The 13,210-nt window shown below is 46.2% G+C and carries 14 protein-coding genes; 3 read left to right on the plus strand and 11 right to left on the minus strand.

The features are described 5' to 3' along the window. Positions 1-221 precede the first annotated feature (221 nt). From thiI to pomA, 3 genes are all read right to left on the minus strand, one after another. Positions 222-1,670, minus strand: a complete 1,449-nt coding sequence (gene thiI / locus MHO32_RS06660; protein ID WP_005447587.1) for a tRNA uracil 4-sulfurtransferase ThiI — start codon at positions 1,668-1,670, stop codon at positions 222-224. Between the two features lie 198 nt (positions 1,671-1,868). Beyond that, the gene (locus MHO32_RS06665) at positions 1,869-2,813 is read right to left on the minus strand and encodes a flagellar motor protein MotB (RefSeq protein WP_005447588.1); all 945 of its coding nucleotides are present in this window, start codon (positions 2,811-2,813) and stop codon (positions 1,869-1,871) included. A gap of 15 nt (positions 2,814-2,828) precedes the next feature. After that, positions 2,829-3,590, minus strand: coding sequence for a flagellar motor protein PomA (gene pomA / locus MHO32_RS06670; RefSeq protein WP_005427558.1), 762 nt, complete (start codon positions 3,588-3,590; stop codon positions 2,829-2,831). A 265-nt stretch (positions 3,591-3,855) separates the two neighbouring features. On the opposite strand from pomA, the gene xseB reads away from it, so the two are divergent. Genes xseB through dxs form a run of 3 tightly spaced genes read left to right on the plus strand, consistent with a single transcriptional unit; the run spans position 3,856 to position 6,889 of the window. After that, entirely contained in the window at positions 3,856-4,098 is a 243-nt protein-coding gene (gene xseB / locus MHO32_RS06675; RefSeq protein ID WP_005427560.1) for an exodeoxyribonuclease VII small subunit, read from the plus strand. A 21-nt stretch (positions 4,099-4,119) separates the two neighbouring features. After that, positions 4,120-5,004, plus strand: coding sequence for a (2E,6E)-farnesyl diphosphate synthase (gene ispA / locus MHO32_RS06680; protein ID WP_005447589.1), 885 nt, complete (start codon positions 4,120-4,122; stop codon positions 5,002-5,004). A 19-nt stretch (positions 5,005-5,023) separates the two neighbouring features. After that, the gene (gene dxs, locus MHO32_RS06685) at positions 5,024-6,889 is read left to right on the plus strand and encodes a 1-deoxy-D-xylulose-5-phosphate synthase (protein ID WP_188015369.1); all 1,866 of its coding nucleotides are present in this window, start codon (positions 5,024-5,026) and stop codon (positions 6,887-6,889) included. Positions 6,890-6,977: 88 nt separating this feature from the next. On the opposite strand, the gene pgpA is transcribed toward dxs, so the two are convergent. From pgpA to nrdR, 8 genes are all read right to left on the minus strand, one after another. Next, positions 6,978-7,481 (minus strand): phosphatidylglycerophosphatase A, encoded by a 504-nt coding sequence (pgpA, locus tag MHO32_RS06690; protein WP_005447591.1) that lies wholly within the window; start codon positions 7,479-7,481, stop codon positions 6,978-6,980. 57 nt (positions 7,482-7,538) lie between these two features. Then, on the minus strand, positions 7,539-8,504 hold the full coding sequence (gene thiL, locus MHO32_RS06695; protein ID WP_239210979.1) for a thiamine-phosphate kinase: 966 nt from the start codon (positions 8,502-8,504) through the stop codon (positions 7,539-7,541). A 78-nt stretch (positions 8,505-8,582) separates the two neighbouring features. Beyond that, positions 8,583-9,050 (minus strand): transcription antitermination factor NusB, encoded by a 468-nt coding sequence (gene nusB, locus MHO32_RS06700; protein ID WP_005440182.1) that lies wholly within the window; start codon positions 9,048-9,050, stop codon positions 8,583-8,585. Next, positions 9,050-9,520, minus strand: coding sequence for a 6,7-dimethyl-8-ribityllumazine synthase (ribH, locus tag MHO32_RS06705; protein ID WP_005440184.1), 471 nt, complete (start codon positions 9,518-9,520; stop codon positions 9,050-9,052). The genes nusB and ribH overlap by 1 nt, the downstream gene beginning before the upstream one ends. A gap of 169 nt (positions 9,521-9,689) precedes the next feature. Then, a complete protein-coding gene (ribBA, locus tag MHO32_RS06710; RefSeq protein ID WP_005447594.1) occupies positions 9,690-10,799 on the minus strand; it encodes a bifunctional 3,4-dihydroxy-2-butanone-4-phosphate synthase/GTP cyclohydrolase II in 1,110 nt (369 codons plus the stop codon). Between the two features lie 152 nt (positions 10,800-10,951). After that, positions 10,952-11,605, minus strand: a complete 654-nt coding sequence (locus MHO32_RS06715; protein WP_029789187.1) for a riboflavin synthase — start codon at positions 11,603-11,605, stop codon at positions 10,952-10,954. Between the two features lie 11 nt (positions 11,606-11,616). Continuing rightward, complete coding sequence (gene ribD, locus MHO32_RS06720) at positions 11,617-12,741, minus strand: bifunctional diaminohydroxyphosphoribosylaminopyrimidine deaminase/5-amino-6-(5-phosphoribosylamino)uracil reductase RibD (protein ID WP_239210981.1); 1,125 nt, start codon at positions 12,739-12,741, stop codon at positions 11,617-11,619. Between the two features lie 7 nt (positions 12,742-12,748). Further along, a complete protein-coding gene (gene nrdR / locus MHO32_RS06725) occupies positions 12,749-13,198 on the minus strand; it encodes a transcriptional regulator NrdR (RefSeq protein ID WP_005424846.1) in 450 nt (149 codons plus the stop codon). Positions 13,199-13,210 lie beyond the last annotated feature (12 nt).

A 13,210-nucleotide genomic window follows, 5' to 3' on the forward strand; every position in this document is an offset into this window, starting at 1 on the left:
CTAAAAAATCCCACTGTCCCTCTTCTTCAGAAATTGGTATCAACATCACCTTTTCATCCTGATTTCGGATTAATTATCGTTATATCAATACAAATCCCGAAGCGTGCGATTGAGCTCAATCTTATCACTTCATTAGGGAAAATTTTGCGCGTGCTAAAACGAAAAAAGCGCAAACTGATTTCTCAATTTGCGCTTTTGTGATTGTCAGCATTACAACGCGATTATGGGCGGTAAACCTTCACGTTGTTGAAACCTTGCTCTTGCAAGTAAAGTGCTTGCAGACGGCTCATCACACCACGGTCACAGTACAGTAGGTATGTCTTAGCTTGGTCTAGATCACCAAACTGAGTACCCAGTTTGTAGAATGGAATATGTTTAACATCAACACCATCGATTTCTAGTGGGTTATCGTCTTCCTCTTCAGGGCTACGGATATCCAATACGATTGCGTTTTCTTCTACTGCTTGTACTTGCTCAACTTCTGGTGCTGCTTCCTGTGACTCTTTTGCGATATCACGGATGTCCATCATACGAGCTTCTTGAACCACTTGCTCAAGGATGCTGAAATCGAATTTCTCTTCTTCTGCTTCTAGCTTACCTTTCACCGCTTTAACAGTTGGCTTCTTAGAGATAACACCACAGTATTCTGGCATCGTCTTCGCAAAGTCTTCTGTGCCGATTTCACGCGCTAGGTTGATGATATCTTCTTTATCCCAGTTGATCAGCGGACGCAGAATCAGAGTATCTGTTACGTTATCGATATGGCGTAGGTTAGTCAGCGTCTGGCTCGATACCTGACCCAGCGCTTCACCTGTTACCAATGCTTCGATCTTCATCTTCTGAGCAATCATACCTGCCGCACGCATGAACATACGCTTCAGGATCACGCCCATTTGGCCGTCATCGACTTTCTCTAGGATTTCTGCAACTACAGGCTCGAAATCAACTGAGATGAAACGTACTTTTGCTGAAGAACCGTATTTGTTCCATAGGTAGTGAGAAACCTGCTTAACGCCGATTTCATGTGCTGGACCACCTAGGTTAAAGAAACAGTAATGTACTTTTGAGCCACGTTTGATATGTAGGTAGCTAGAAACACCAGAGTCGAAACCACCCGAGATCAGGCTTAGTACGTCTTCTTGTGTACCTAGAGGGAAACCACCTAGACCTTTGTGACGTGCCAACACTTGGTTTAGCTTGTCGTTAGTCACTTCAACGTTGATCGTTACGTCTGGCTTACTTAGCTTAACTCGAGCGCTTTCTACCGCTTGGTTAAGACCGCCACCTACGTAACGCTCTAACTCAATAGAAGTAAATTCGTGTTTACCACGACGCTTAGCACGCACTACGAAAGTCTTGCCTTCGATCAGTGAACCGCTTAGCTCCAACACTTGCTCGTAGATATCGTGCAAGTCTTTGAATTCAGTTTGTTTTACTTCAAGAATATGGTGAATACCTGGCGTGTGCGTCAGGATTTCTAAAACTTCAGCGTGGAACTCGTCACTCTCAGAGGTCACTTCAATGTGATCACGACGGTTGAATACCGCGACAGACTCCGTACGGCTCTTAACGATGTTACGAATGTTGCACTCTAAAATCTTTGTGAAGCGCTTACGCACAGATTCACTTTTTACAAAAATTTCTGGATGGGGCTTTACAATAAATTTCATAGTCTAGTTCGCAGGTTAGTTTCGCAATCAACAATGAGTGATACTCCACCTCGATGCTTCATACGCAGCAAAAGTGCGTTTTGGTCATAAAAGGTAGCCTGAGCTCACTTCAAAGGCGCAAGATTATACACCTAAGCGAAATGGAATGACAAAAAAAGCGAGCTAACGCTCGCTTTTAGTATAAGAGCAAATATCCGCTTATTGAATTACGGGCACTTCTTCGCTGTAAAGTGGTTCACCTTGCATGATGCTGATTTCAACACGGCGGTTAAGTGCGCGGTTTGCATCAGAATCGTTTGGCGCTAATGGCTCAGTATCAGCCATGCCTCGCACTCGTAAGCGTTGGTGCGAGAAGCCTCTTACTTTCTCCATCTCTTGGGCAACCGACACAGCTCGTTGCGAAGACAAGTCCCAGTTAGAACGATACAGCTCAGAATCCAGCGGTTGGTTGTCCGTATGTCCAGACACTCGAACAATACCCGGTACGTCTTTCACCAGTTCGGCAATCTGGCGTACTAGTGGTCTGAATTTCGGCTGTAAGAACGCCGACCCTTCAGGGAACGCGCCTTTCTCTCGCATTCGAATCACAATTTGCTGACCGAGGTTTTCTACTTCAATAGCGCCTTGCTCAATCTCTCGCTCCAACGCTTTCTTGATGCTTTCCATCAAGGTTTCCATCTCTTGCGACGTTTGTTCAGACTGCTGTTGTTGCATGTCTGCTTCTGCCGATTGATTGTTTTGCGTTGAAGTTTCTGGTGATTGTCCCCCCGTCAGTTTACCTTGGTCACGTTTAGTACCACCTGCTCGGTCAGATTCCCCTTCATGGAATTCCAACGTCTGCTGAGTGATGTCCATGGTTTGCTGCATGATGACATCAATTGGCGTCGGCTCAGGGCGACCCGGTCGAAATTCCTGAGCGATGATGCTGGTACCTTTTGGGATGTCCTTCACTTCAAGTTGGTTTTGTACACCAAAAGCGAACTTCATCGAGCCCGCAATTTGTTTGAACTTCAATACGTCCATTTCCGAAAACGAAAGCAGCAGTACGAAGAAACACATCAGCAGTGACATCAAGTCAGCGAATGTCCCCATCCACAGCGGGAGACCGGGTGGCGGACAATCACATTTGTTATCTTCATCCATCAGATGACCTCCGGATTACTCGTCTATCTCGAGAGCGCGTTTACCCTCGTTGAGGTAGTTCTTCAAGTAACTATCGATAACACGAGGGTTTTGACCATCTTGGATCGCCAAAACACCATCCATAATCAAACGACGGTTTAACGTTTCTTGATCGCGACGTAATGAAAGCTTGTCTGCAATTGGGAAAAACACCATGTTAGAAAGCACCGCACCGTATAGTGTGGTCAAAAGCGCTACCGCCATCGCAGGACCGATCGCTTTTGGGTCATCCATGTTTGAAAGCATGGCTACCAGACCAACCAGTGTACCGATCATCCCCATCGCAGGGGCTACGTCACCAAATGCACGAAACACGCCTGTACCTTGCGTATGGCGCTCATCGGTAAGTGCAATGTCTTTCTGTAGTGCTGCACGTACAACGTCGGCATCATGTCCATCAACCAGTAAATCGATGCCTTTCTGCATAAAGCTGTTGTTGATTTCCATCTCTTCAAGAGCGAGGAAACCACCTTTACGTGCCGCGTCTGCCATTTCAACAATCTTAGCGATCAGATCTTCTGGCTCATCGGCTTTAAACATGAACGCTTTACCTGCGATCTTTGTCGCACCGAAGAACTGCCCCATGGTGAACTTCATCAACACAACAAATGCAGAGCCACCAACTACGATTAGGATTGAGGTAACGTCTACGAACATACCGATGCTGCCGCCTAGCACCATCGCCATGATGACGAATGCAAAACCACCGATCAAACCTATTAGGGTTGCTAAATCCACAAAGCACTCCTCTCGCTATACTTAAATATTGCCTAGTCAGGCGAATTATTACTTGTATCGACAACTAGAACAGTTTTTTTAGAAAAATCTTGGTCAATACGTCACAAAAAGATCGTTTAGCTCCGAAGTCTATGATCAATATCGTCTTATCAGACCTGTCTAACGCTAATTTTGTGACAATTATATAAGGTTAAATTTGACCAACTTAGTAGGCTAAGGTAACTTGCGTGCATTCTATTAGAGGCTCTATTAAGGCAGATAAAAGATGGCGGTCAAGAAACCAGAAAATATGACCTTCGAAGCAACAATTGAAGAGCTAGATAGCTTAGTTGATCAATTAGAGAATGGCGATCTTGCCCTTGATGATGCCCTACGTAAATTTGAACGTGGCATTGCACTGGCTCGTGCTGGTCAAACAAAACTGAGCGACGCCGAACAGCGCGTAAGCATTCTTCTTAGCGAAGATGATGAAGCACCACTGAGTGACTTCAACCCTGAGTCAGAATAATAATCAGTAGTGAGCAATGTGATGCAAGAGACATTGACGTCTTATCAACAACGAAACAACCAACAACTCAATCTGTGGCTTGAGCAATTGCCTCACCAAGAACAGCCGCTGATTCAAGCGATGAAATATGGTCTGCTGCTAGGCGGCAAACGTGTTCGTCCTTTCCTTGTTTACATCACTGGTCAAATGCTGGGTTGTAAGCCAGAAGATCTCGACACGCCAGCGTCTGCTATTGAGTGTATTCACGCCTACTCTCTGATTCACGATGATCTACCTGCAATGGACGACGATGCGCTGCGTCGCGGTCAACCGACTTGCCACATTAAGTTTGATGAAGCCACAGCAATCTTGACTGGTGATGCTCTACAAACATTGGCATTCACGATTCTTGCTGAAGGTAAACTGAATCCGAACGCGGAAAGCCAGCGTATAAAGATGGTACAAGCACTAGCGCAAGCTTCTGGTGCAAGTGGCATGTGTCTTGGTCAAGCGTTAGATTTAGGTGCAGAGAATCGTCGAGTTTCTCTCGCAGATTTAGAAGAAATTCATCGCAATAAAACTGGTGCACTGATTAACTGTGCGGTCAAACTTGGTGCGTTAGCCGCAGGCGAAAAAGGCCTGGAAGTATTGCCACACCTAGAACGCTACTCAAAAGCGATCGGTCTGGCGTTTCAGGTTCAAGACGATATTCTTGATATCATTAGTGACACAGAAACACTGGGTAAGCCTCAAGGCTCAGACCAAGAGCTGAACAAGAGCACTTATCCATCTCTACTGGGTTTGGAGGGAGCAATGGAGAAAGCTCACACTCTGTTACAGGAAGCACTTCAAGCATTGGAAGCAATCCCATACAATACTCAGTTACTCGAAGAGTTCGCCCGATATGTCATCGAGCGCAAGAACTAAACTATAAGCGCGCATTTATATGACTCTTGATATTTCAAAATACCCGACACTGGCGTTAGCAAATACACCGGAGGAGTTGCGTCTTCTTCCGAAAGAAACATTGCCGACATTGTGCGATGAACTACGCACGTATCTGCTAAATTCAGTGAGTCAGTCTAGCGGACATTTAGCGTCTGGCTTAGGCACAGTAGAGCTAACGGTCGCTCTGCACTATGTATATAACACACCTGTTGACCAGTTAATCTGGGATGTGGGTCATCAGGCTTACCCACATAAGATTCTGACAGGTCGTCGTGACCAAATGCCTACTATCCGTCAAAAAGACGGGCTTCACCCATTCCCTTGGCGCGAAGAGAGCGAGTACGACACTTTATCTGTTGGTCACTCATCGACTTCTATCAGTGCTGGTCTCGGTATGGCCATTAGCGCAGAAAAAGAAGGTCAAGGTCGTAAAGTGGTCAGCGTAATCGGTGATGGTGCCATTACGGCTGGTATGGCTTTTGAAGCAATGAACCACGCTGGTGACGTTCACCCTGACATGCTAGTGATTCTAAACGACAACGAAATGTCGATTTCAGAGAACGTAGGTGCGCTGAACAATCACCTTGCAAAAGTCCTTTCTGGCAGCTTGTACACTTCTATCCGTGAAGGCGGCAAGAAAGTGCTGTCCGGCGTCCCACCGATCAAAGAGTTGGTGCGTCGTACAGAAGAACACCTAAAAGGCATGGTCGTTCCTGGTACGTTATTCGAAGAGCTTGGCTTCAACTACATCGGTCCTATCGATGGTCACGATGTCAACGAGCTCGTCAAGACATTGAAAAACATGCGTGAGTTGAAAGGTCCACAATTCCTGCACATCATGACCAAGAAAGGTAAAGGTTATGAGCCAGCAGAAAAAGATCCTATCGGCTACCACGGTGTACCAAAGTTCGACCCATCACATAACAGTTTGCCGAAGAGCAGTGGCGGCAAGCCAACCTTCTCTAAGATCTTTGGTGATTTCCTATGTGACATGGCAGCGCAAGATCCTAAGCTGATGGCGATTACACCAGCAATGCGTGAAGGCTCTGGTATGGTTCGCTTCTCAAAAGAGTACCCTGAGCAGTACTTTGACGTAGCGATCGCAGAGCAGCATGCCGTGACACTTGCAACAGGTATGGCAATTGCGGGCGATCACCCGATCGTAGCAATCTACTCTACCTTCCTACAGCGTGGTTATGATCAACTGATCCACGACGTTGCGATCATGGATTTGCCAGTGATGTTCGCTATCGACCGTGCAGGTCTGGTTGGCGCAGATGGTCAAACTCACCAAGGTGCGTTCGATCTCAGCTTTATGCGTTGTATCCCGAACATGGTAATCATGGCACCAAGTGACGAAAACGAATGTCGTCAGATGCTGTACACAGGCCACAAACACACGGGTCCAAGCGCGGTTCGTTACCCACGCGGTAGCGGTATGGGCACTGAAATCGAAAAAGACTTCACTGCACTTGAAATCGGTAAAGGTCGTATCGTGCGTAATGGCGAGAAAGTGGCAATTCTTAGCTTCGGTACCTTCTTAGGTAACGCACTGGAGGCGGCTGAAAACCTCAACGCAACAGTAGCTGATATGCGCTTTGTTAAGCCTCTTGATGAAGCCTTGATCCGTCAGCTCGCCGCTGAGCATGATGTTCTGGTCACACTAGAAGAGAATGCGATTGCAGGTGGCGCTGGTGCAGGTGTAATTGAGTTTATGATGCAAGATAAGATCATCAAGCCAGTACTAAATCTTGGCTTGCCAGATCGCTTTATACCTCAAGGTACGCAAGAGGAGCTGCACGAAGAACTTGGTTTAGACGCAAAAGGCATCGAGAAATCAATCAACGATTACCTAGCCAAGTAAATAGCGTAAAGCAATAAAATCGCGTAAACACAAAAAAGGGATGCTCTGGCATCCCTTTTGTTTATTTGTCGATGGTCAGTGGTAGGTACTACATCCAACCTGCGTATTTCGCCACAAAAAACAGTGCGATACCCGCCATAATGCCCGCCACGATATCATCAATCATGATACCTAAGCCGCCATGAACACGTTTATCTAACCAACCGATAGGCCACGGTTTTACCATGTCAAAGAAGCGGAACAAGATAAAACCAGTAAGTAACCATTTCCATTCTGTTAAGGGAATATTCAGTGCAGGCACTAAGCTCATGGTGATCCAAAAGCCCGCAAATTCATCCCACACGATTGAGCCATGGTCATGAACGCCCATGTCGTCTGATGTCACTTGGCAGATCTTTATGCCAATCACACAAGAGACAAGTACGGCGACCACGTATAGTGGAAAAGGCAATTGGGCTAACAATAGAAATAATGGTACAGATGCCAGTGTGCCCATTGTGCCTGGCACTACAGGTGATAAACCGCTACCAAAACCTGTCGCCAATAAATGCCACGGGTTCTTTAATGAAATCAGAGAGAGAGGGTTGGTCATTTCCTTAAACCTATACTGCAAGTTTGGTTTCAATCTTAGGCTAGAGCCTAGCTCATATCATTTAAAGTGGTCAAAGCCACTCAGATCCCAATCAAGCGGTTGATTGTTATCATGCAGCTCGAAGGTACCTTTTGGTCGAATCTGACCAACACACGTGACTTTACATCCGATATGAGACAAAGCGCTTTGTAATGAGCCACGGTTTTGCTCTGGCACAGTAAAGCACAGTTCGTATTCTTCGCCACTTGATAGAGCATACTGCTGTGCGATGACCTTATCATCTAAAAACTGAACCAGTTCTGAAGAAATTGGCAATTGGGAAACATCTAAGCTCACACCAACATCAGAACGTTTGAGGATGTGTTTGATATCAGAGATTAAACCATCAGAGATATCAATCGCAGCCGAAGCCAACCCAACGAGCGATTGACCAGCCAAAACACGAGGTGAGCTAAGATAATGCGCTGTCTCAAGTTCCTGCGCAGCAATACGTGAGCGCAGTGAGTCATCCAGAATCACATCCAGACCAGCTTTAGCATCTCCAAGGTTACCCGTAACGTAAACCCAGTCCCCGACTTTCGCCCCAGAGCGAGTCAGTGCTTTCCCTTCTGGTACAAACCCTTGCACGGTGAGCGTCAGACTCAGCGGACCTTTTGTGGTATCACCACCAATAAGTTGAATACCAAAATAATTCGCCAGCTCAAAAAATGCATCACAAAAAGGAGCGAGCCAAGCTTCATCAGGCTTAGGCATCGTCAATGCAAAGCTCACCCACGCCGGCGTTGCACCCATTGCCGCGAGATCACTAATATTTGATGCCAACGCCTTATGTGCGACCCAAGCAGGGTTTGCATCCGCAAGAAAATGGGTTCCAGCCACTAACGTATCAGTACTAATGGCAATTTGTACGTTATCTGGCGCTTTCACTAACGCACAGTCGTCACCCGCCGCTAGGTGTACGTCTTTGCGTTGGCTTTGACGTCCAACAAAGTACTTATCGATCAGATTGAATTCACCAGACATTATTCACTTACTTTTTGATGGAAAAGCTTTTGATACAAAAAAGGTCAGCATCTGCTGACCTTTTTAATGAAGAAATCGTTATTTCTTACGTACGTGTGGCGCCGCTTTATCTAGCACACCATTCACAAATTTGTGGCTGTCTTCTGCCGCGAATACTTTTGCAAGTTCAATCGCTTCGTTGATTACCACTTTGTAAGGAACATCTTCGCGACGAGTCATCTCGTACATAGCAAGACGAAGAAGAGCAAGTTCCATCATGTCTAGGTCCTGCATTGGACGAGACACGTATGGACGGATTTTGCTATCTAGCTCAGAGTGGCTAAGTACAACACCGCTTAGTAGTTCACGGAAGTAAGCTACGTCTGTTTCTGGAGCAGCAAGTGCAGGCTCAGATGCGTGAAGTTCTTCTTCATCGTATTTGTCGCCAGACAAAAACTGTTCTTCGATCGTGGCAACATTATCTTTAGTAATTTGCCATGAATAGATCGCTTGTAGAGCGAATTGACGTGCGTTACGACGTGCGGCTGGTTTCACACTGGCCCCCATTAGGAATCAATTTCAGATAGTACATTAATCATTTCAAGTGCGCTTAGTGCAGCCTCTGCACCTTTATTACCAGCCTTGGTTCCTGCGCGTTCAATCGCTTGATCGATAGTATCAACAGTCAATACACCAAATGCTACTGGAAGACTGTACTCCAGAGAAACTTGTGCAAGACCCTTGTTACACTCACTACAAACATAGTCAAAGTGCGGTGTACCGCCACGAATTACTGTACCTAGAGATACGATTGCATCGTACTTACCAGTTTTAGCAACACGTTGAGCTACTAGAGGTAGTTCTACGGCACCTGGGCAACGAACAACAGTGATGTTGTCTTCGCTTACTTGTCCGTGACGCTTTAGTGTATCGATCGCACCAGATAGTAGGCTTTCGTTAATAAAACTGTTGAAACGAGAAATAACGATAGCAATTTTTGCATTTGGCGCTGGGAAGCCACCCTCGATCACTTTCATAAGCTTTCCTTTAACTCTATTTATAAGTGAAAATTGTTCATCAAGTGAGAATCGCCGGATTCTATCACAATTTTGTGAGCAATATCTAATGGAAATTGGGGACGAATCACGAGTTCCTCGCCTTAGCGACGATAAGTGCGTGTAAGACTAGGAACTCGCTGGTCAGTTATTATTCGCAGACGTACTCAACCACATTCAGACCAAAACCGCCGAGTGCGTGGTACTTCTTGTTGGTTGAAGAAAGCAGGCGCATATCGTGAATGCCCAGATCAGCAAGGATTTGAGAGCCGACACCCACTCGGCGTGACGTACCTTGCTTCTTAGCAAGCGTTGGTGCTTCGCCTTTGTCTTGTGCTTCAAACATTTTCACTCGGTGAATAAGCAGATCGGTTGACTCTTCGTTGCCAAGTACAACCAGAACACCACCTTCTTCGCCAATGCGCTTCATTGCTTTCTCAAGTGTCCAGCTACGCTCTGCGTTGCGGTCACTTCGAAGGACATCGGTAAATACATCTTGTAAATGAACGCGGACCAATGGCGCTTCAGAAGCAAGGTCGCCCTTACACATTGCGTAGTGCACTTGGTTATCAATCGTGTCTTTGTAAGTCACAAGCGTGAACTCACCGAACTCTGTTGGCAATGCACACTCAGCAACACGTTCAATCGTTGTTTCGGTGTTATTGCGGTATTCAATCAAGTCCGCAATAGTACCTAGCTTTAAGCCGTGCTTTTCAGCAAATACTTCAAGATCAGGACGACGTGCCATCGTGCCGTCGTCGTTTAGGATCTCAACGATAACCGATGCTGGCTCTAGACCTGCAAGGCGAGCCAAATCGCAGCCTGCTTCTGTATGACCAGCGCGAGTTAGAACGCCACCATCTTGTGCTGCTAGAGGGAAGATATGACCAGGTTGAACTAAATCAGCTGCTTTCGCATTTGGCGCAACGGCAGCTTGTACAGTGCGAGCACGGTCTGCGGCAGAGATACCTGTCGTAACACCTTCAGCCGCTTCAATAGAAACGGTAAAGTTCGTGGTGTATTGCGCATTGTTGTCTTGCACCATTGGCGGTAAACCAAGGCTTTCACAACGAGCTTTTGTCATGGTTAGACAGATCAAGCCACGACCATGCGTAGCCATAAAGTTGATTGCTTCCGGCGTAATGTGCTCGGCAGCCATGATCAAATCACCTTCATTCTCGCGGTCTTCATCATCCATCAGGATGACCATTTTGCCCGCGCGAATGTCATCAATAATTTCTTGAGGCGTGCTGATAGGCATATTCTGTTTCCCGTTATTCATAAATTTATTATTGCAGCAGCAATACGTTTAACGTTTCGGTTAGCCATGTCTACTGGCTTTAGCGCAGTTTGCAGCCAACCCTTATTAAGTCAATTAACCTGATAACGTTCTGTGATTATTGTCGGTTTCGCCTACGCAAAACCATTTTGCTGCAAGAAGTCCATGGTAATACGTGACTCTTGCGATTCTTCTTTTTGACCTTGTAGCAAGCGTTCCATGTAGCGAGCCAGTACATCCACTTCTAGGTTCACTTTGCGACCCACCTGGAACTGATCAATCGTGGTCTCTTCACTGGTGTGAGGAACAATCGTCAATTTAAAACCATTTTTACGTAGGTCATTGACGGTCAGACTAATGCCATCCACTGTGATCGAGCCTTTTTCTGCGACGTACTTACTGATTTCAGCAGGCATTTCTACCCAGAATTCAATCGCTCGACCAACTTGGTTGCGCTCAACAATCACGCCCACGCCATCGACGTGACCAGACACAATGTGCCCACCAAAACGTGTCGTTGGTAACATGGCCTTTTCCAGGTTCACTTTATCGCCAACTTGGTAAGCGGCAAAACCTGTTTTATTCAGCGTTTCCAGTGATAAGTCGGCACTGTAATAGTTGCTACCGAAGTCGACGACCGTCAAGCACACACCATTCGTTGCGATACTGTCCCCCAACTTAACGTCAGACATATCCAACTTGCCAACTTCGACCGTAACGGTGATGTCTTCGCCTTTTGGCGTGATTGCAGTTAGTTTGCCAACTGCTTCTACAATTCCTGTAAACATAATGCTTCTTTCTAGCTTTGGTTGCGTTTGACGGTTGCGGTAATGCGAATATCCATCCCTACCATTCGAACGTCGGTAATAGTTAAATCGATAACTTGTGCCATATCGGTTAACCCAAGAGCACCAATCAAACCTCGCCCATCGCTGCCCATTAATTTAGGAGCAAGATAAACAATCAGTTCATCTACAAGGTTAGCTTTGATTAATGAACTCGCGAGTGTAGCGCCAGCTTCAACCCACAAGTGATTAATATGATATTCGCTCGCCACAGCTTTTAATGTCGCCGTTAAGTCAATTTGACCATTTTCCGTCAGCTCAGGCGCAATATCGCCGTCGTGACTAACAATAATACGCTCACCGTCAGTATTAAATAGTTTTAGATCATCGCTAAGTTGAGACTGGCGATCGAAAATCACACGAGGAGGCTGACGAACTTCATCTTGAGGATATTGAGCTTGCACACTGCATGGCAGGTCATCCCAACGCACATTCAGCGATGCATTGTCATCAATGACTGTCTTACTGGTAGAGAGAATAGCGCCACTCAACGCTCGATAACGCTGTACATCTTGGCGAGCCTTTGGGGAGGTGATCCATTGACTCTGACCATTATTGAGTGCACTTTGCCCATCGAGGCTGGCTGCCATTTTCAACTGAACATAAGGTATGCCAGTTTGCATGAACTTGATAAACCCTTTGTTCAGCTCGATCGCATCGCTTTCTAATAAGCCAACTTGAACGTCTACCCCCGCATCGCGCAGCATTTGAAAACCGCGTCCTGCAACTTTCGGGTTTGGATCTTCCATTGCACAAACAACACGTGCGACTTTGGCTTTGATTAGCCCCTCTGCACAAGGTGGCGTACGACCATAATGAGAGCAAGGTTCCAGTGTCACATATGCCGTTGCGCCTTCAGCTTTATTACCAGCCATACGCATCGCGTGAACTTCAGCATGAGGTTCCCCCGCACGATGGTGATGACCTTCGCCAACAATCTCACCGTCACGGACAATAACGCAGCCTACATTCGGGTTAGGTGCCGTTGTATAAATGCCGCGCTTCGCTAACTTGAGCGCACGCGACATCATTTCGAAATCTTGAGAGGTAAATTCTGAAGAGAGAGATTGTTGAGCCATGATTCAATCAGTCTTCTAGGCGAGCAATTTCTTCACCGAATTCACGGATGTCTTCAAAGCTACGATAAACCGATGCAAAGCGGATATAAGCGACTTTATCCAGCTCTTTCAATTGATCCATAACCAAATTACCAATCATTTCACTTGGTACTTCACGTTCACCAGTTGCACGCAGTTGGGACTTAATCATGCTGATGGCTAGCTCAATAGAGTCAGCACTGACTGGACGTTTTTCTAAGGCACGTTGAATACCACCAACCATTTTATCTTCATCAAATGGTTCACGGTTACCGTTAGATTTAATCACTTTCGGCATCACCAACTCTGCGGTCTCAAACGTTGTAAAACGTTCACTGCACGCAAGGCATTGACGACGACGACGCACTTGATGCCCATCAGCAACCAAGCGTGAATCAATTACTTTTGTATCGTTCTCAGAACAAAAAGGACAATGCATATCACCTCCAAA

Origin of the sequence: Vibrio sp. MMH1-50, assembly GCF_022347645.1 — a bacterium.
GTDB lineage: Bacteria > Pseudomonadota > Gammaproteobacteria > Enterobacterales > Vibrionaceae > Vibrio > Vibrio harveyi.

Coding starts and splice junctions, on each gene's coding strand:
- thiL (WP_239210979.1), bottom strand. CDS start 8,504: ATGTCTGGTGAATTCAATCTGATCGATAAGTACTTTGTTGGACGTCAA.
- thiI (WP_005447587.1), bottom strand. CDS start 1,670: ATGAAATTTATTGTAAAGCCCCATCCAGAAATTTTTGTAAAAAGTGAA.
- dxs (WP_188015369.1), top strand. CDS start 5,024: ATGACTCTTGATATTTCAAAATACCCGACACTGGCGTTAGCAAATACA.
- nrdR (WP_005424846.1), bottom strand. CDS start 13,198: ATGCATTGTCCTTTTTGTTCTGAGAACGATACAAAAGTAATTGATTCA.
- ribBA (WP_005447594.1), bottom strand. CDS start 10,799: ATGCCTATCAGCACGCCTCAAGAAATTATTGATGACATTCGCGCGGGC.
- xseB (WP_005427560.1), top strand. CDS start 3,856: ATGGCGGTCAAGAAACCAGAAAATATGACCTTCGAAGCAACAATTGAA.
- pgpA (WP_005447591.1), bottom strand. CDS start 7,481: ATGACCAACCCTCTCTCTCTGATTTCATTAAAGAACCCGTGGCATTTA.
- ribH (WP_005440184.1), bottom strand. CDS start 9,520: ATGAAAGTGATCGAGGGTGGCTTCCCAGCGCCAAATGCAAAAATTGCT.
- MHO32_RS06715 (WP_029789187.1), bottom strand. CDS start 11,605: ATGTTTACAGGAATTGTAGAAGCAGTTGGCAAACTAACTGCAATCACG.
- ribD (WP_239210981.1), bottom strand. CDS start 12,741: ATGGCTCAACAATCTCTCTCTTCAGAATTTACCTCTCAAGATTTCGAA.
- MHO32_RS06665 (WP_005447588.1), bottom strand. CDS start 2,813: ATGGATGAAGATAACAAATGTGATTGTCCGCCACCCGGTCTCCCGCTG.
- ispA (WP_005447589.1), top strand. CDS start 4,120: ATGCAAGAGACATTGACGTCTTATCAACAACGAAACAACCAACAACTC.
- nusB (WP_005440182.1), bottom strand. CDS start 9,050: ATGGGGGCCAGTGTGAAACCAGCCGCACGTCGTAACGCACGTCAATTC.